Source organism: Pseudomonas sp. Z18(2022) (assembly GCF_036346535.1).
In the GTDB taxonomy this organism is placed as follows: domain Bacteria; phylum Pseudomonadota; class Gammaproteobacteria; order Pseudomonadales; family Pseudomonadaceae; genus Aquipseudomonas; species Aquipseudomonas yamanorum_A.
Window position 1 is genome coordinate 58450 of record NZ_JAOTOA010000007.1, and the last position, 15596, is coordinate 74045.

A 15596-nucleotide genomic window follows, 5' to 3' on the forward strand; every position below is an offset into this window, starting at 1 on the left:
ACTTTGAAATATGTAGTTCCGTGATAGCTCAGTCGGTAGAGCAAATGACTGTTAATCATTGGGTCCCAGGTTCGAGTCCTGGTCACGGAGCCAATTTCAAACCGGGGTATAGCGCAGTCCGGTAGCGCGCCTGCTTTGGGAGCAGGATGTCAGGAGTTCGAATCCCCTTACCCCGACCATATTTGGGTCGTTAGCTCAGTTGGTAGAGCAGTTGGCTTTTAACCAATTGGTCGTAGGTTCGAATCCCACACGACCCACCATTTTTGAGACCAGTTAACGCTGGAATCGAATCTTAAGATCAGAGGCCAAAAGCGCTGATCGAAGAAGGCGACTGAAAGGTCGCCTTTTTTTTACCGGGGTATAGCGCAGTCCGGTAGCGCGCCTGCTTTGGGAGCAGGATGTCAGGAGTTCGAATCCCCTTACCCCGACCATATTAAAAATCCTCGTATCGAAAGATACGGGGATTTTTTTTTGTGCGCGAAAATCCTGGGTTCACCACAAAAAAATGTGGGAGCGGGCTTGCTCGCGAAAGCGGTGGTTCAGTGCCAGATGTACTGACTGACACACCGCTTTCGCGAGCAAGCCCGCTCCCACACTAACCGCGCCCCATCCGGGGCCGTGTTATCAGTGCAATTTAAGGCGCGGCTCGGTCCCTCGCCCAATCTTGCTCCCCAGCATCAGCATCGCCGTGCGGAAGAAGCCATACAGCGCCATCTGGTGCATGCGGTACAGCGACACATAGAACATCCGCGCCAGCCAGCCTTCCAGCATCACGCTGCCCGTCAGGTTGCCCATCAAGTTACCCACCGCCGAAAAACGCGACAGCGAGATCAGCGAACCGTAGTCGGTGTACTTGTACGACGGCAGGTCCTTGCCCTCGATCCGCAGTTTCAGCGACTTGGCCAGCAAGGACGCCTGCTGGTGAGCTGCCTGGGCCCGTGGCGGCACGTTGCGATCGGTGCCAGGTTGCGGACAGGCCGCGCAGTCACCAAAGGCGAAGATGTTCTCGTCGCGAGTGGTTTGCAGGGTCGGCAGCACTTGCAGCTGGTTGATGCGGTTGGTTTCCAGGCCGTCGATATCCTTGAGGAACCCAGGCGCGCGAATCCCCGCAGCCCAGACCTTGAGGCTGGCGGGAATCACCTGGCCGCTGCTGGTGATCAGGGCGTCGGCAGTCACTTCACTTACGGCGGAGTTGGTCAGTACGGTCACCCCAAGTTTCTCCAGGGTTTTGTGCACCGGCCCGCCGATACGCTCCGGCAGGGCAGGCAGCACCCGTGGGCCGGCTTCGATCAGGGTGATGTGCATGTTTTCCGGTTTGATCTTGTCCAGGCCGTAGGCCGCCAGTTCATGGGCCGCGTTATGCAGCTCGGCGGCCAGCTCGACCCCGGTAGCACCGGCACCGACGATGGCGACGCTGATCTGCTCCACCACATCCGTTTGCCCGGCATGGGCCCGCAGATAGTGGTTGAGCAACTGCTGGTGGAAACGCTCGGCCTGTTTGCGGGTGTCGAGGAACAGGCAGTGTTGCGCTGCGCCCTCGGTGCCGAAGTCATTGGTGGTGCTGCCGACCGCGATCACCAGGCTGTCATAGCCCAGCACGCGCGCAGGCACCAGTTCCCGGCCTTCTTCGTCGAGGGTGGCGGCCAGCTGGATTTTTTTCTGCTCGCGATCAAGCCCGCTCATACGCCCCAGCTGGAACTCGAAGTGGTTCCATTTGGCCTGGGCAACATAATTGAGCTCGTCTTCCGAGGAGTTCAACGAACCGGCCGCCACTTCGTGGAGCAAGGGCTTCCAGATATGGGTAAGGTTGGCGTCCACCAGCGTGATGCTGGCAGTGCCGCGCTTGCCCAGAGTCTTACCCAGGCGGGTAGCCAACTCCAGGCCGCCGGCGCCGCCGCCGACGATAATAATACGATGGGTCATGGGGATATCTCGCAAGGCTAAAAGAAATCGGTGCGGTTACCCGTGCGAGCGCAAGGCAGCTCATAGCGTCAGGTAACTCAAAAGGCGGCTCAGCAAACCCATGCCGATCACTGCAACCAGCACCACGGCAAGGAGCAGCCAGGGCCGGAAAGGCTTGCGCTCGACTTGGTTCTGGGACAGTTGCAGGTACTCTTCGACATGCTGTTGGTCGTCGGGGTTCAGGCGGCTGGTCATAAAGGCCTCGTCAGGTAGACGTTGCTAAAGGGCGCCACGTTACAGTCGTGTGATTGGCGGCATTGCAGGAAGCATAGTCGCCAACCCGATCACAGGCTGATGCCCACATCGAACACTATGCTGCGCCCCAGATTGTTGCGCAAGAAGTCCGGAGCGTCCGGATGAGCAAACAATACGCGGGCAAAGGTCGGGCCGACCAGGGACAACGAGCGCCAGCCCTGGCGCAGGTACTCGGTGGGCGGTGGAAAATGGCTGTTGAGGTCCAGCACTTCGCGCTTGAGACTGGCGAAGGCGATCAGGTCCAGCTCCCCCAGGTCCATCCCGCGCTCCTTATAGTTATGAGCCTTCTTGCGCAGGGTGGGTGCCAGGCGCAGCAGGAATTCGTGGGCGGGAATGCGCCGCGGCTTGGCTTCGCGCCGAACCAGTTGGCTCAGGGAAAAGGCACTGCGTCGACGCAGCAGTTCGTCGCGCCACTCGTCGTTCAGGCGCCGGCCTTCGTCGAGTACGAAAAACACCTCGAAACTGGCGTCGCGAAACAGCACATCCGGCGGCTCTTGCCCGGCGGCGTGGAATTCTTCGGCACGGTAGGGCACGTTCAAGCCTTGCAACAGGCGCTGGCAGACCCAACGCTCACGCTCCCATTTGCGGGCATTGGACAGGAACGCGTTGGCTTGTTCGGCCGCTACGGTGAGCAGGCGCAAATAATCTGAGTCATCCATGTCACCAGCTTAGCGTCCAAATGATGACCGCAGGAAGTCCCGGGTCAAAAGGTCGGTGTAGACTTGTCGCTCGACAGTTTCCCGTGCTGAGAGGTGCGTGCAGTGAAGTTTTTTGTGGTGCTGTTCTTGAGTCTTCTGCCCTTGTGGGCCCAGGCCGTCGAGGTCGGTGAGCGTGTTGCACCCTGGACGTTGCTTGACCAGTTCGACCAGGCGTACACCCTGGATGACCAGGCGCAAACCCTGCTCGTCGCCCGCAGCATGGACGCGGCCAAAATCGTCGATGCGGCGCTGCAAGGCCAGCCCAAGGGTTATCTGGAGGCGCGGCATACCGTGTTTCTCGCGGATATCCAGCGTATGCCCCGGCTGATTGCGAAGCTGTTCGCGGTGCCGGCGATGCAGGCCTACAACTATCGCGTCATGTTGGACCGCGATGCGCGCATAACGCCGCGCTATCCGGCGCCTGTGGATAAAGTCCTGTGGCTGCAACTGAACCACGGCACGCTGGTGGCGCAGCACGAATACGCTTCCGCCGCTGAACTGCGCCAGGCCCTGGAGCAGGTGCAGCCGTGATCAGCGCAGCGGTGCTGGCGCCGGAAACCCTCAGCATCGGCTGGCTGCTGTATGCGCCGGTAGTGATGTGGGCGCTCCTGCGTTCGCCGTGGGTCGAACTGTTTGCCGACCGGCGGCGCCAGCATTTACTGTTTGGTACCGTGTTTGCGCTGTTTATGTTGTGGTTGGTGCGCCGGGATTTCGACACCGGTGTGTCCTACCACTTCATCGGCATGACCGCCGTGACCTTGTTGCTTGATTGGCCCCTGGCCATCGTCGGCGGGTTTGCCGCGCAGTTGGGCCTGGTGTTGCTCGGTCGCCAGGACCTGGCCGCCGTGGGCATCAACGGCATGCTGTTGATCCTGTTGCCGGTGCTGGTCACCGAAGGCTGTGCGCTGCTGGTGGAACGGGCGAAACCGCGTAATCCCTTTGTGTATATCTTCTGTTCGGGCTTTTTCGCCGCCGCGCTGTCGGCGTTGCTGTGCCTGCTGGTTGGCCTGGGGTTGCTATGGTTCGACGGCCGTTTCGCGATGCCGGAGTGGATCGAGGATTTCGTCGGCTACCTGTGGCTGATCATTTTCCCCGAGGCCTTTATCAACGGCATGGTGATCAGCGCCCTGGTGGTGTTTTGCCCTGAGTGGCTGGAGACATTCAACCGCACCCGCTACCTCTCGGCGCCCTGGAAGGACGACGATCCACGGCCTTGATCCAGGTCAAATCCTGTACACGTGAGTGGTCGCATGCTCTGCAAAATTTCCAGGAGCACGGAATCATGAGTGTGTACGAGTGGGCACGGCAGGAGTTACGCAGAAGCCAGGACGCGGCGCAGGAAATCGGCTTTGACCCGGGCTTGACCCTGCGCGCCATGCTCAGCGCGGTGGTGCAGCAGAGCAAGGGCGTACGCAGTTTTGAAGACCTGGCCGACGAGCTGCAATACCTTGCAGAGAATCTCGACGACCAGCAGGACTATGGCTTTATGCGGCCTTAGTGTTTGGGCTGAAAGTCTTCGGAGAACAGTTCGTCCTCGGCGTCCGGGCTGACCGGAATCTTGTGTTCTTCCGACGCCCAGGCGCCCAGGTCGATCAGTTTGCAACGGTCCGAGCAGAACGGGCGGTTGGGGTTGGTCGCTTTCCATTCCACGGGCGCGCCGCAGGTTGGGCATTCGACGGTCAAGGGTTGGCTCATGATCGGCCTCCACGCAAAGTAAGGTAAAAGTGGTGCAGTCGCTCGACCTCGGCATGCAGCCGGGCCAGGTCCTGGTCGTTGACCAGCACGTCATCGGCATGGCGCAGGCGGTCTTCACGGGTGGCCTGGGCCTTGAGAATCGCCTGCACCTGCTCTTCGCTGATGCCATCGCGCTGCAGGGTACGCTGAATCTGCAACGATTGCGGCACGTCGATAACCAGCACGCGCTGGGTCATGGTGTACTGGCCGGACTCGATCAGCAACGGTGACACCAGGATCGCGTAAGGCGATTGTGCGCGGGCCAGATGGCTGCGAATCTCCTCGTTGATCAGCGGGTGCAGTAAAGCCTCCAGCCAACGGCGCTCGTTGGGTACTTCAAAGATCAGCTTGCGCAACGCCCCGCGGTCCAGTTGCCCGTCAGGTTGCAGCACGCCCGCACCGAAATGCGCGGCAATCTGCACCAGGGCAGGGCGCCCGGGTTCGACGACCCAGCGCGCGGCGTGGTCGGCGTCAATCAAGTCCACGCCAAGCCGCACGAAGTGTTCGGCTGCCGCGCTTTTGCCACTGCCGATGCCGCCAGTGAGGCCAAGAATCCAGGGTGTTGCAACAGAAGTGGTCATCTGAAACCGACAGACTGCAAATAGAAGTCGGTTATTTGACCACCCCAGAGCAATGCAATCCAGCCGGCAATTGCCAGATACGGACCAAAAGGCATTGGCGTGGAGGCTTGGGCTTTGCGCAGGCGCAATAGAATCAGGCCACCCATCACGCCCACCAGGGATGACAGCAGCAGCGTCATCGGCAGGATTTGCCAGCCGCCCCAGGCACCGAGCATTGCCAGCAGCTTGAAATCACCGTACCCCATACCGTCCTTGCCGGTGATCAGCTTGAACAACCAGAACACCGACCACAGGCTCATGTAACCGGCTACCGCGCCCCATAACGCATCGGGCAACGACACAAAAACGCCGAAGCTGTTGAGGATCAATCCCAGCCACAGCAATGGCAGTATCAGTGCGTCCGGCAGCAGTTGGTGGTCTACGTCGATCAGGCTCATTGCCAGCAAGCCCCAGCTCAATACCAGCACTGCGCCGGCCGCCCAGCCAAAGCCGAAATGCCAGGCGACAACCGCCGAGATCAATCCACATGTCAGCTCGGTGAACGGATAGCGCGCGCCGATCGGTTGATGGCAGCTCGAGCACTGCCCCTTGAGCATCAGGTAGCTGAGCAGCGGGATATTCTCCCAGGGCCGAATCGGGTGGTTGCAGTGGGGGCAGCAGGAGTTGGGGCGCATCAGGTTGTAGGGGGCGGCCACCGGCTCGGCGGGCAGGCCAAGGACTTCATGGGCCTGGGCTCGCCATTCGCGCTCCAGCATCTTCGGCAGGCGCCATACCAGCACGTTGAGAAAACTGCCGACAATCAGGCCCAGCACCAGCGCAGCCGATACGAACACCCATGGCTGATAAACCAGGATTTCAGTCAATGGCGTGCTCAAAAGGCAGTACCGAGCTGGAAGATCGGCAGGTACATGGCGAGTACCAAGGCCCCGACGATGCCCCCGACTACCACCATGATCAGCGGTTCCATCAGGCTGGTGAGGTTGTCCACCAGATTGTCGACGTCGGCTTCGTAGTGGCTGGCGACTTTTTCCAGCATGGTGTCGAGGGTGCCCGACTCCTCGCCGATAGCGGTCATCTGGATCGCCATGCCAGGAAACAGACCGCTTGTGGCCATGGATTCATTCAATTGGGTTCCGGTTGATACGTCGTGCCGCATGCGATTGATTGCCTGTTTGAACAGCCCATTGCCCGTGGCGCCGGCCACTGAGTCCAGTGCTTGCACCAACGGTACACCGGCAGCAAAGGTGGTGGAGAGCGTACGGGCGTAACGGGCGACCGCCGATTTTTTCAGCAGTGTGCCTGCCACGGGGGCTTTCAACAAACTGGCATCGAGCCAGTAGCGAAAGCCCGTGGATGCACCATAGGCTTTGCGCAACCCGATGAAACTGGTTCCTGCGGCCAGCATCAGCACCCACCCGTTTTGCTGGATGAACTCCGACAGGCTGATGACGCCCAGGGTAAAGCCCGGCAGTGGCGCATCGACGCCGGCAAACAGGCTTTGGAACTGCGGCACGACGTGTATCAGCAAGATCGCGCTGACGACGGTGGCGACTGCCAGCACCGTGATGGGATAGGTCATGGCTTTCTTGATTTTGGCTTTCAGCTGCTGGCTTTTTTCCAGGTGAATGGCGACCCGTTCCAGCAGTGCTTCGAGCGCGCCCGCCTGCTCGCCTGCTGCGATCAGATTGCAGTACAGCTCATCGAAGTAGCGTGGCTGTTTTTGCAGCGCGGCTGCCAGGCTGCTGCCGGCGGCGATCTCCTGTTTCAAACCTTGTACCAGTGCCCGCATGTGCCGGTTTTCGACCCCTTCGGTAATGATGTCCAGCGCCTGCAACAGTGCAATGCCGGCCTTTAGCAGCGTTGCCAACTGGCGGGTGAAGAGGGCGATCTCTGTCGATTTGACCGGAGCTGCTAGGCTCGGCCAACCCCTGAATTTTTTCCGCACCCGCCCGGGGCTGATCCCTTGCTGGCGTAACAGGGCCTTGATCAATGCAGGATTATGGCCACTGGTTTCTCCAGATACTTTGTGCCCTTTGCGGTTGACGCCTTCCCAGGCATAGATCGCTGAAACATCATTCATTTCGCAGTTCCGCACGCCGACAGTGGAAGTTTTATAGCTTAGTCAGGTGACGGATTGGGGCCTGGGCGTCTTGAGCGAAAAAATGTCAGTTTGTGCGTCTTGTACAGGATTGGCTGCGCGGGGATGAGTACACTGGCGCGGTTACCGAGACGGGGTGCAGGATGCGCCTTGCGACAGGTTTTATTCTGGAGAGTGAATGTGATGCGTCAGAAAGGCTTTACCTTGATCGAATTGTTGATCGTCGTGGCGATCATCGGCATTTTGGCCACCATCGGCCTGCCCATGTACACCAAGCACCAGGCCAAGGCCAAGTTCACTGCCGGGCTGGCTGAAATCTCCGCGTTGAAGGCGGGCTTTGAAGACACGCTGAACCAAGGTACGCCGCCGACCCTGGCGTTGATTGGCGGGACCAGCCCCACCGCCAACTGCAAGATTGACGTGACCGGCGATGTCGCCACCGGTGCCGGCACCATTGCCTGCGAAATCCTCGATGCGCCCGCACCGGTCCTGGGCAAGAGCATCACCTTGACCCGCAGCGCCACAACCGGCTGGAAGTGCGCTACCACGGCAGAAGATCAATACGCTGCCAAAGGGTGTGCCTCCGGCGGCGCATGATCGCAAGGTCGTCTACTGTTTAGCCAACAATGGAGAGCGCTTGCGTAAACCGCTCCACATCCGCCACAAGGAAGTAGAGGTTGCCGATGACGTTGTCTGTCCAGCAGCGGGGGAGCACATTCCTCGTCGTGGTGATGTGTTTGCTGACCCTGGCTATTTGCGCGCCTTTCAGCAGTCACGACTGGCAACGTGTGGTGCAGATATCGGTGGCGGTGTGTGCCGTGGTGTATGGGCTGTGCTCGCCGCGGGCAGACCGATGCGTCGATAGGCCGACAGCCGTCGGAGTGTTACTGATTGGGGTGATGGGCCTGGCTTCTGCCGTATTGGCCCATCAGCCGGTCTGGGCCTTCACCGAGCTGGCGCTGGCAATCAGTTGTTGCGCCATTGCCGTTACTTTCAGCCGGGTCAGGCGCAAGGGGGATGAGTCCCTGGATCGCGTGTTGATCCTGTTCGTATTGTTGCTGTGCCTGATCAAAAGTATTCAGTATCTGCATGCTGGCATCCTCGCGTTTTCCAGCGGTGCAGCGATATTGGACCCGGATCTGCTGCTTTCGGGGTTTTCCAACAAGCGCTTTTATGGGCAATTCCAGACCTTCACCCTGCCGCTGCTGGCACTTCCCTTGCTGCTTTCAACTACCTCGCGTACAGCGCGGGCAATGGTGTTTGCGCTGCTCTGTGCCTGGTGGCTGATCGCGATAGCTGGCGGCACCCGTGGCACGTGGCTAGGTATGGGTGTCGCCGGCTCCATGCTGGTGTTTTTTGGGCCGTCGGGGCGGCGCTGGCTGGCCTGGCAGTTGGCGGCGCTGGCCTGCGGGTTATTGCTGTATTGGTGGGTGTTCAGTGTGCTGGCCGGCTACCTGGGGATTGAAGTTTCCAATGCTGCCGCAGACCGCCTGACGACCAGTTTGTCGGGGCGTGGGCCCATCTGGTGGCAGGCCTGGAGCATGATCGTTGAGCGGCCTTGGCTGGGCTTCGGGCCGATGCATTTCGCCGACATCGCCAACGACATTGCCGCGCATCCTCACCAGGCGATCCTGCAGTGGGCCAGCGAATGGGGCGTACCGTCGGCCCTGTGTGTGATCGTGTTGGTTGCGCGGGCGAGTTGGGCAACGGTGGGTGTGTTGCGTGAGCGTGCGTTGTCGTTGGCGCCCGTGGATCTGCTGCGCCTGTGTCTGTTTGGCGCACTGGTGGGGGCTTTGACCCAGTCCATGGTGGACGGCGTGATTGTGATGCCCGTTTCGCAACTCTGGCTGGCGTTGGTGGTGGGCTGGTTGATGGCATTGCATGTGTGGCGAACTCCACCGGTCGTGCCGGCGCCGATGTTTTACAGGACCTGGCTGGCGGCGAGTGTCGTGGCCATCGGCTTGCTGGTGTTCGTCGCGACTCGTGACGTGCCCCACCTCACGCAACGTAGCGAGCACTATATGAAACTGAGTGACGGTCATCTGCAGCCACGCTTTTGGGTGCAGGGCGTGATTGCCCTCGAAAAGCAGTGAGTTGCCGGACGTCCAAGGCAGTGCTAGCTTTAGCCCACCGCCCGTGTAGCTCAGTCGGTAGAGCAGCGCACTCGTAACGCGAAGGTCGCAGGTTCGATTCCTGTCTCGGGCAAAAAGGCAACACAGTTTTCAGATGATCCCAGAATGGTTCTGAAGGCCAGACGAACCGGTATTCATGCCTGTTCTTTTGTATCTGCGCGACCTTGATGACCCAGATGCATCCCCATTCCTCGATCTAAGAGAACGACATGACCACACAAGAAATGACCCAGGAAGCGCGGCACGAAGCAGCCCTCAAAAAGTACGTGGCGGAGTCGCCGGAACTGCTGGATGAGATCAAGGACCTGAGCGCCGATGATCAAAGGGACCAGATCCAATGGGCATTTGAGGATGAGGCCGAGGCTCAGGGCCTGCAGCCATGGGAATTGACCCTGAAGTACACCTCCACCCCCGAAGCGTTCGAGGCGGCGCGCCTGGCGTTGCACAAGGAGGCTGCCGAGGTGCTGGGTGTCGACTGGAACGAGTATTGCGGGATGAATAATCTCGCGATCTGACACAAGTTTAATGTGGCGAGGGAGCTTGCTCCCGCTGGAGTGCGCAGCGCTCCCAAGGTTTTTGGGGTCGCTTCGCAACCCAGCGGGAGCAAGCTCCCTCGCCACAAAAGCATGCGCTTACATTTAAAGGCGTTTCAGAGACTCAACCGCATCGACAAATCCACCGCCTTCACATCCTTGGTCATCGCTCCGATGGAGATGTAGTCCACGCCGGTTTCAGCGATGGGCAGCAAGGTGCTTTCGTTAATTCCGCCGCTGGCCTCCAGCTTGGCCTTGCCGCCGTTCAGGCGCACCGCTTCGCGCATGTCATCCAGGCTCAGCTCATCGAGCATGATGATGTCGGCGCCCGCCGCCAATGCTTCGCGCAGTTCCTCCAGGCTTTCCACTTCGATTTCCACCGGCTTGCCCGGGGCGATCTTGTGGGCGGCGCTGATGGCCTGGGCAATGCCACCGCAGGCCGCGATGTGGTTTTCCTTGATCAGGAACGCGTCATACAGGCCGATGCGATGGTTATGGCAACCGCCGCAGGTCACCGCGTACTTCTGCGCCAGGCGCAGGCCGGGCAGGGTCTTGCGGGTGTCCAGCAGCTTGACTTGGGTAGACGCGACAAAGTCCGCCAAATATTGGGCGCGGGTGGCAACGCCTGACAGCAGTTGCAGGAAATTCAGCGCACAACGCTCGCCACTGAGCAGCGAACGGGCCGGGCCTTCCAGGTGAAACAGCGCCTGGTTCGGGCTGACGCGCTCACCGTCGCGCACCTGCCAATGCACCGCAACGCGCGGGTCCAGCTGGCGAAACACCGCATCCACCCAGGCCGTGCCGCTGATAACGGCGGCATCGCGCGTAATGATCGTGGCCTTGGCCAGGCGTTCGGCCGGGATCAGTTGTGCGGTGATATCCCCACTGCCGATGTCTTCCAGCAGTGCGCGACGCACGTTGGCTTCGATTTCGGCGGTCAGGTCGGCTAGACGAAGATTGGGCATAACAGGCTCCACAAACAAAGTGCCTGGATTATAGGGGCAGGGCGGGCCTGAACCCAAGGCAAGCAAGTACCACTGACGCGGCTTGCGGTGCTCATTTACACGGCCATCACAGAGTTTGCTGGCGCAACAACCCCCATTTGCAAGATAATCTCGCGCCTTGCAATTGGCGTCATAGCTTTGACGTCGCAGTGATAGCCCGATTTTCGCAGTGTTCCGGGGTGTTTGCTCCGTGACTGCACCGATCTTTCACACAATCGAATACCGCCGTTTCAGGAGGCCAGGATGCACAATGACGGGAAGGTGGTGCCGATCAATAAGGCACGGGCAACGCCATCGCCGCTTGCCCGCCTGCCGGTGGTGTTGCTTCAGGTCCGTGACAAGGCGGCGCAGCAACTCAGGCAGGGATTGCAGGAACTGTTTGATAACGCCGACGACACCTTGTTCGAAATGGCCGACAAGACCCGCAGCAATGTCGACCACGGTATTTTCTTTGAAGCCATGCGCGACTTGCGCCTCAAGCGCAAGAATTTCGAGCGTGGCTTCATGGAGCAGCTCTACGAGGCGTTTGCCAACCTTGGCACTGTGGAGCGCGGCGACCTGCAACTGATTCCGGTGGTGTCCTACACCGCGGTGCCTGGTGTTTCCGGCGATGAGCTGGAAAAAGCCGTCGCCCTTGAGGCCATGCTGGGCAAGGTGCTGCGCCGTGATGGCCTGGCCCTTGGGCAGTTGACGGCCCGGTTGAGCGCGCTGCTCGACAACCCGCTGGACGATCGGGACAACCCCCTTGGCCCGGCGATGCTGTGCGCGTTCTTCCTGCAAGCGGGACGCAGCCTTGGCGTGGAAATCCGGGTCAAGCTGATCATTCTCAAGCTGTTTGAAAAATACGTCCTCAGTGATGCCGACCTGCTGTACGGCGAAGCCAATCAGTTGTTGATCGCCACCGGCGTCTTGCCCGAACTCAAGGCCGTGCCATCGCGGCGTGCCGTCGCCACCGCTGAGTTGCCCGAAGACGCGCCCCCCGTTGCCGAACACTCCGCCGACGACAGTGGGCAGGAAGTCTTCGCGGCGCTGCAGGAGTTGTTGTCTGCCGTGCGCGGCAGTGTGGCACCCACCCTCGAGGCCAGTGCCGAGACCCAGCCGATTTCCACCCGCGACCTGCTGCGCCTGCTCTCCCATTTGCAGCAATACGTGCCCGCGCCCGAGGTCGAGGATGATTTCGACCTGCGCAACCAGCTTGAACAGCTGCTGACCCGAGTCAGCGTCAAGAGCGGCAAGTCGCGGGTGGTGGAGGATGCGGACGAGGATGTGATCAACCTGATCGCCATGCTCTTCGAGTTCATCCTCAACGACGGCACGGTGCCCGAGTCCCTCAAGGCGTTGATTGCCCGCCTGCAGATTCCGATGCTGAAGGTGGCGGTGCTGGACAAGAGCTTTTTCAGCCGCGCCAATCATCCGGCGCGGCGCCTGCTCAATGAAATCGCCGCGGCCGCCATGGGCTGGAGCCGACGCGACGACTATCAGCGTGACAGCCTGTACCTGCACATCGAGCAGGTGGTGCAGCGGTTGTTGAACGACTTTGTGGATGACCCGGCGATTTTCTCCCAGCTGTTGGCGGAGTTCACCGCGTTCAGCCATGACGAGCGACGCCGCAGCGAATTGCTGGAACAACGCACCCGCGATGCGGAAGAGGGGCGCGCCCGTACCGAAATCGCCCGTCAGCGGGTGGCCGAGGCCCTCAATCGGCGGTTGCTGGGCAAAATGCTGCCCGCGTTCGTCGTGCAGTTCCTGCAGCAAGCCTGGAGCCAGGTGCTGTTGCTGGCGTGCCTGAAACATGGCGATGACTCGCCGCAATGGGCAGCCGGGCTGCGCACCATGGACGAGTTGATCTGGAGTGTGGGCCTGAACGAAGACACCGAAGCCGGCCGGCACTTGCTGGAGCAGTTACCGGGCTTGCTCAAGGCCTTGCGGGATGGGTTGAGCGGCGCGGCATTTGATCCCTTCATCACCCGGGATTTTTTCACCCAGTTGCAAACCCTGCATGTTCAATCGTTCCGGGGCGATGCCGGCGAACAACCTTCGCTGTCGCCGATCGAGGTGCGCGAGGCATTCGTCCTCCATCCGGCTGCACCGGCCATTGCGGTGAGCCTGCCGGAAGATGATCCCGACCTGCTCAAGGCTCGCCAGTTGCGGGTCGGTTGCTGGGTCGAGTTCCAGGAAGACGCTGAAAACACCCTGCGTTGCAAGCTGACGGCGATTATTGCGCCGGGCAATACCTGTATTTTCGTCAATCGAACCGGCCTCAAGGTTCTGGAAAGAAGCCCGGTTGAACTGGCTTTGGAGTTCAAGCGCGGCGCGGTGCGAACCCTGGACGATGCGCTGCTGTTTGACCGTGCCCTGGCCTCGGTGATTGGCAACCTGCGTCAACTTCATCGCGCCAAGTGATCGCAACCAGACAGCGGAACGCGGCATACTGAGTCACCCCAGCCTCGTTCAAGGAACCTGTATGCAGTTGGACCCCGCCAGCGGTTGGTGCCAGGGCATTCGTCATTGCCCCTCGCCCAACTTCAACGAGCGCCCCGGTGGCGAGATTTCCCTGTTGGTGGTGCACAACATCAGCCTGCCGCCTGCGCAATTCGCCACCGGCAAGGTGCACGAGTTTTTCCAGAATCGTCTGGATGTCACGGAACATCCCTACTTTGAAGGCATTGCCGACCTACGGGTTTCTGCGCATTTTCTGATTGAGCGTGAGGGTGCGGTGACGCAGTTTGTCTCGTGTCGGGACCGGGCCTGGCATGCCGGTATATCCAGCTTTGAAGGTCGCGAGACCTGTAACGACTTTTCCTTGGGGATCGAGCTGGAAGGCACGGACGACCTGCCTTTCACCGATGCCCAGTATCAATCCCTGATTACCCTGACGCGCCAGTTGCTGGCGGCGTACCCGGGCATTACCCGCCAGCGCATTTGTGGCCATAGCGATATCGCCCCGGGACGCAAGACCGATCCCGGACCCGCTTTTGATTGGGCGCGCTTTCGCAGCGCCTTGCAGGATGGAGGACACGCACAATGAGTTTTCTGGTGTTGGTGCTGGCCGTATGGATCGAGAAGTTCTCGGCCCTGCGCCAGCGTATACAACGTGATGGCGGTTGGCTGCGTGAGCTGGCCAAGCTGGAATCGAGCGCCAGCCTGGGCAAACAGCCATGGCTGATCCTTGCGCTGCTGGTGCTGCTGCCGGTGGCCTTGCTCGCGCTGTTGTTGCTGGTGCTGGAGCCCGTTGCCTATGGCCTGTTGGCGCTGCCGGTGCATTTGCTGGTGGTGATCTACAGCCTGGGCCGTGGCGATCTATTGGCCGGGCTGGGACCGTTTCGGGATGCCTGGCGCCGGGGTGACCTGCAAGCCGCCGAGCATGTGGCCGAGCGCGACTTGAGCATCAGCGCCGACAGTGGCGAGCAGTTGCTGGAACGGGTCCAGGGCCATCTGTTGTGGCAGGCCTACCAAAGCTTCTTTGCGGTGATTTTCTGGTACTTCCTCCTCGGACCGGTTGCGGCCCTGGCCTACCGGCTGCTGGCGCTGGCCACCGAAAACAGCCAGAACCCGCTGGTGGCCGAACGTGCCGGGCAATTGCGCCATGCCTTCGACTGGTTGCCGGTACGCCTGCTGGCGGCAAGTTTCGCCCTGGTGGGCAACTTTGTGGCGGTCGGCCGGGTGATGCTGCATGAGCTGCTGAGCTGGGACATCACGGCGGCGCAACTGGTGGACAAGGTCGGCCTGGTGGCCGCTGAAATCCCGCCACCGGTGGTGGGCGCCGAGGGCATCAACAGCCTCGACCGAATCTGGGAACTGCTGCTGCGCGCCGCCGTGCTGTGGTACGCCGGCTTCGCCATCTGGACCGTGCTGCCCTGATCCACCCCTGTAGGAGCGAGCTTGCTCGCGAAAAACGCAAGGACACCGCGTGCATCCAGATAGCGCGCGTTATCGTTGACGTTCTTCGCGAGCAAGCTCGCTCCTACCTCTTTAACCTTAAGTTACAAACCTCCTTTTCGAATTGAGCTATACAGACAGAGCGCCAAATAGTGGCTATCTGCCGCCGCCCTGCGCCCTCAATAAAAATAAAAGAAAAGGGAGTTCACCTGTGAAGAGCTTGCTCTATCCCGCCGTCGCGTTCATGAACCGCCTGACCTTCGGCATGAAGTTCAGCCTGATCAGCGTGCTGTTCCTGTTGCCCATGCTGGCTACCAACTACTACCTGGTGCGCGATTCCTGGCGTGAATTCCAGGGCACCCGCATCGAGCTGCAAAGCCTCGACCTGCTGGGCAGCAGCTTGGCCCTGCGTCGCGACCTGGAAACCTTGAACAACCAGGTGCAGATCAACGCAACTCTTGGCCAGTCGGGCAAGGCCGGTGATATCGAAGGCAAGATCGTCGCCCTTGAACAGAGCCTGTTGCAGCGCCTGCAAAGCTTCCAGGCGCTGTCCGCCGACCCCGAACAAGCCGCCGCCTTCGAAGGCAAACGCGATGAAATGATCGCTGCGTTCAAGGCCCAGCAACAGGAAACCTCGCTGCTCAGCAAAAGCGCGCTGATCGGCAAACTCCTCAACAAGGCGCAAATGCTCAGCCAGATCATTGCCAGCCAGTCGGGCTT

General features: G+C 60.4%; 17 protein-coding genes and 5 tRNA genes. 14 read left to right on the top strand and 8 right to left on the bottom strand.

The window, feature by feature from the left end; translation table 11 throughout:
- Positions 1-17: 17 nt before the first annotated feature.
- The 4 genes from V3W39_RS16540 to V3W39_RS16555 all read left to right on the top strand — a co-directional run bounded on the left by V3W39_RS16540 (position 18) and on the right by V3W39_RS16555 (position 431).
- Positions 18-93 (top strand) — tRNA-Asn (locus V3W39_RS16540).
- A 9-nt stretch (positions 94-102) separates the two neighbouring features.
- Positions 103-179, top strand: a tRNA-Pro gene (locus V3W39_RS16545).
- 5 nt (positions 180-184) lie between these two features.
- Positions 185-260 (top strand) — tRNA-Lys (locus V3W39_RS16550).
- 94 nt (positions 261-354) lie between these two features.
- Positions 355-431, top strand: a tRNA-Pro gene (locus V3W39_RS16555).
- A 193-nt stretch (positions 432-624) separates the two neighbouring features.
- On the opposite strand, the gene V3W39_RS16560 is transcribed toward V3W39_RS16555, so the two are convergent.
- The 3 genes from V3W39_RS16560 to V3W39_RS16570 all read right to left on the bottom strand — a co-directional run bounded on the left by V3W39_RS16560 (position 625) and on the right by V3W39_RS16570 (position 2876).
- Positions 625-1923, bottom strand: a complete 1299-nt coding sequence (locus tag V3W39_RS16560; protein ID WP_177043387.1) for an NAD(P)/FAD-dependent oxidoreductase — start codon at positions 1921-1923, stop codon at positions 625-627.
- A 60-nt stretch (positions 1924-1983) separates the two neighbouring features.
- The gene (locus V3W39_RS16565) at positions 1984-2157 is read right to left on the bottom strand and encodes a DUF3094 family protein (protein WP_177043388.1); all 174 of its coding nucleotides are present in this window, start codon (positions 2155-2157) and stop codon (positions 1984-1986) included.
- 89 nt (positions 2158-2246) lie between these two features.
- Complete coding sequence (locus tag V3W39_RS16570) at positions 2247-2876, bottom strand: DUF1780 domain-containing protein (RefSeq protein WP_008437312.1); 630 nt, start codon at positions 2874-2876, stop codon at positions 2247-2249.
- Positions 2877-2978: 102 nt separating this feature from the next.
- Between V3W39_RS16570 and V3W39_RS16575 the strand changes: the two genes are divergently transcribed.
- From V3W39_RS16575 to V3W39_RS16585, 3 genes are all read left to right on the top strand, one after another.
- Positions 2979-3446, top strand: coding sequence for an FAD/FMN-containing dehydrogenase (locus V3W39_RS16575; RefSeq protein ID WP_177077957.1), 468 nt, complete (start codon positions 2979-2981; stop codon positions 3444-3446).
- Entirely contained in the window at positions 3443-4132 is a 690-nt protein-coding gene (locus tag V3W39_RS16580) for an energy-coupling factor ABC transporter permease (protein WP_177043390.1), read from the top strand. Before V3W39_RS16575 ends, V3W39_RS16580 begins: the two co-directional genes overlap by 4 nt.
- A gap of 65 nt (positions 4133-4197) precedes the next feature.
- Positions 4198-4413 carry a hypothetical protein gene (locus tag V3W39_RS16585; protein ID WP_003215917.1) on the top strand — a complete coding sequence of 72 codons (216 nt, stop codon included), beginning with the start codon at positions 4198-4200 and terminating at the stop codon, positions 4411-4413.
- Here V3W39_RS16585 and yacG read toward each other — a convergent pair.
- The 4 genes from yacG to V3W39_RS16605 are packed head-to-tail and all read right to left on the bottom strand — an operon-like array spanning position 4410 to position 7310.
- Entirely contained in the window at positions 4410-4610 is a 201-nt protein-coding gene (gene yacG / locus V3W39_RS16590) for a DNA gyrase inhibitor YacG (RefSeq protein WP_010174995.1), read from the bottom strand. The genes V3W39_RS16585 and yacG overlap by 4 nt on opposite strands.
- Positions 4607-5230 carry a dephospho-CoA kinase gene (gene coaE / locus V3W39_RS16595; protein WP_177077955.1) on the bottom strand — a complete coding sequence of 208 codons (624 nt, stop codon included), beginning with the start codon at positions 5228-5230 and terminating at the stop codon, positions 4607-4609. Before coaE ends, yacG begins: the two co-directional genes overlap by 4 nt.
- Positions 5227-6105 (bottom strand): prepilin peptidase, encoded by an 879-nt coding sequence (locus V3W39_RS16600; RefSeq protein WP_442968406.1) that lies wholly within the window; start codon positions 6103-6105, stop codon positions 5227-5229. The genes coaE and V3W39_RS16600 overlap by 4 nt, the downstream gene beginning before the upstream one ends.
- Complete coding sequence (locus V3W39_RS16605) at positions 6102-7310, bottom strand: type II secretion system F family protein (RefSeq protein WP_330212980.1); 1209 nt, start codon at positions 7308-7310, stop codon at positions 6102-6104. Before V3W39_RS16605 ends, V3W39_RS16600 begins: the two co-directional genes overlap by 4 nt.
- Before the next feature lie 201 nt (positions 7311-7511).
- Between V3W39_RS16605 and V3W39_RS16610 the strand changes: the two genes are divergently transcribed.
- The 4 genes from V3W39_RS16610 (at position 7512) to V3W39_RS16625 (ending at position 9975) form a co-directional block, all read left to right on the top strand.
- Entirely contained in the window at positions 7512-7925 is a 414-nt protein-coding gene (locus tag V3W39_RS16610) for a pilin (protein WP_177113560.1), read from the top strand.
- An 86-nt stretch (positions 7926-8011) separates the two neighbouring features.
- The gene (locus tag V3W39_RS16615; RefSeq protein WP_330212981.1) at positions 8012-9421 is read left to right on the top strand and encodes an O-antigen ligase family protein; all 1410 of its coding nucleotides are present in this window, start codon (positions 8012-8014) and stop codon (positions 9419-9421) included.
- Between the two features lie 39 nt (positions 9422-9460).
- A tRNA-Thr gene (locus tag V3W39_RS16620) sits at positions 9461-9533 on the top strand.
- Positions 9534-9669: 136 nt separating this feature from the next.
- Positions 9670-9975: a DUF6388 family protein gene (locus tag V3W39_RS16625; protein WP_008437299.1), complete on the top strand. Its 306-nt coding sequence runs from the start codon at positions 9670-9672 to the stop codon at positions 9973-9975.
- Positions 9976-10109: 134 nt separating this feature from the next.
- Here V3W39_RS16625 and nadC read toward each other — a convergent pair whose 3' ends face one another.
- On the bottom strand, positions 10110-10958 hold the full coding sequence (nadC, locus tag V3W39_RS16630; protein WP_177043395.1) for a carboxylating nicotinate-nucleotide diphosphorylase: 849 nt from the start codon (positions 10956-10958) through the stop codon (positions 10110-10112).
- Between the two features lie 282 nt (positions 10959-11240).
- Here nadC and V3W39_RS16635 point away from each other — a divergent pair, with 282 nt between their 5' ends.
- From V3W39_RS16635 to ampE, 3 genes are all read left to right on the top strand, one after another.
- Positions 11241-13400 carry a DUF1631 domain-containing protein gene (locus V3W39_RS16635; RefSeq protein WP_330212982.1) on the top strand — a complete coding sequence of 720 codons (2160 nt, stop codon included), beginning with the start codon at positions 11241-11243 and terminating at the stop codon, positions 13398-13400.
- Positions 13401-13461: 61 nt separating this feature from the next.
- Positions 13462-14025 carry a 1,6-anhydro-N-acetylmuramyl-L-alanine amidase AmpD gene (gene ampD / locus V3W39_RS16640; protein WP_177043397.1) on the top strand — a complete coding sequence of 188 codons (564 nt, stop codon included), beginning with the start codon at positions 13462-13464 and terminating at the stop codon, positions 14023-14025.
- Entirely contained in the window at positions 14022-14858 is an 837-nt protein-coding gene (gene ampE, locus V3W39_RS16645; RefSeq protein ID WP_177043398.1) for a regulatory signaling modulator protein AmpE, read from the top strand. Before ampD ends, ampE begins: the two co-directional genes overlap by 4 nt.
- The last annotated feature ends 738 nt before the right edge of the window (positions 14859-15596 follow it).

What these genes read in the sequence shown, in the direction of transcription:
- V3W39_RS16560 (WP_177043387.1), bottom strand. Translation starts at nt 1,923, where the DNA reads ATGACCCATCGTATTATTATCGTCGGCGGCGGCGCCGGCGGCCTGGAG.
- V3W39_RS16565 (WP_177043388.1), bottom strand. Translation starts at nt 2,157, where the DNA reads ATGACCAGCCGCCTGAACCCCGACGACCAACAGCATGTCGAAGAGTAC.
- V3W39_RS16570 (WP_008437312.1), bottom strand. Translation starts at nt 2,876, where the DNA reads ATGGATGACTCAGATTATTTGCGCCTGCTCACCGTAGCGGCCGAACAA.
- V3W39_RS16585 (WP_003215917.1), top strand. Translation starts at nt 4,198, where the DNA reads ATGAGTGTGTACGAGTGGGCACGGCAGGAGTTACGCAGAAGCCAGGAC.
- yacG (WP_010174995.1), bottom strand. Translation starts at nt 4,610, where the DNA reads ATGAGCCAACCCTTGACCGTCGAATGCCCAACCTGCGGCGCGCCCGTG.
- coaE (WP_177077955.1), bottom strand. Translation starts at nt 5,230, where the DNA reads ATGACCACTTCTGTTGCAACACCCTGGATTCTTGGCCTCACTGGCGGC.
- V3W39_RS16605 (WP_330212980.1), bottom strand. Translation starts at nt 7,310, where the DNA reads ATGAATGATGTTTCAGCGATCTATGCCTGGGAAGGCGTCAACCGCAAA.
- V3W39_RS16610 (WP_177113560.1), top strand. Translation starts at nt 7,512, where the DNA reads ATGCGTCAGAAAGGCTTTACCTTGATCGAATTGTTGATCGTCGTGGCG.
- V3W39_RS16615 (WP_330212981.1), top strand. Translation starts at nt 8,012, where the DNA reads ATGACGTTGTCTGTCCAGCAGCGGGGGAGCACATTCCTCGTCGTGGTG.
- V3W39_RS16625 (WP_008437299.1), top strand. Translation starts at nt 9,670, where the DNA reads ATGACCACACAAGAAATGACCCAGGAAGCGCGGCACGAAGCAGCCCTC.
- nadC (WP_177043395.1), bottom strand. Translation starts at nt 10,958, where the DNA reads ATGCCCAATCTTCGTCTAGCCGACCTGACCGCCGAAATCGAAGCCAAC.
- V3W39_RS16635 (WP_330212982.1), top strand. Translation starts at nt 11,241, where the DNA reads ATGCACAATGACGGGAAGGTGGTGCCGATCAATAAGGCACGGGCAACG.
- ampD (WP_177043397.1), top strand. Translation starts at nt 13,462, where the DNA reads ATGCAGTTGGACCCCGCCAGCGGTTGGTGCCAGGGCATTCGTCATTGC.
- ampE (WP_177043398.1), top strand. Translation starts at nt 14,022, where the DNA reads ATGAGTTTTCTGGTGTTGGTGCTGGCCGTATGGATCGAGAAGTTCTCG.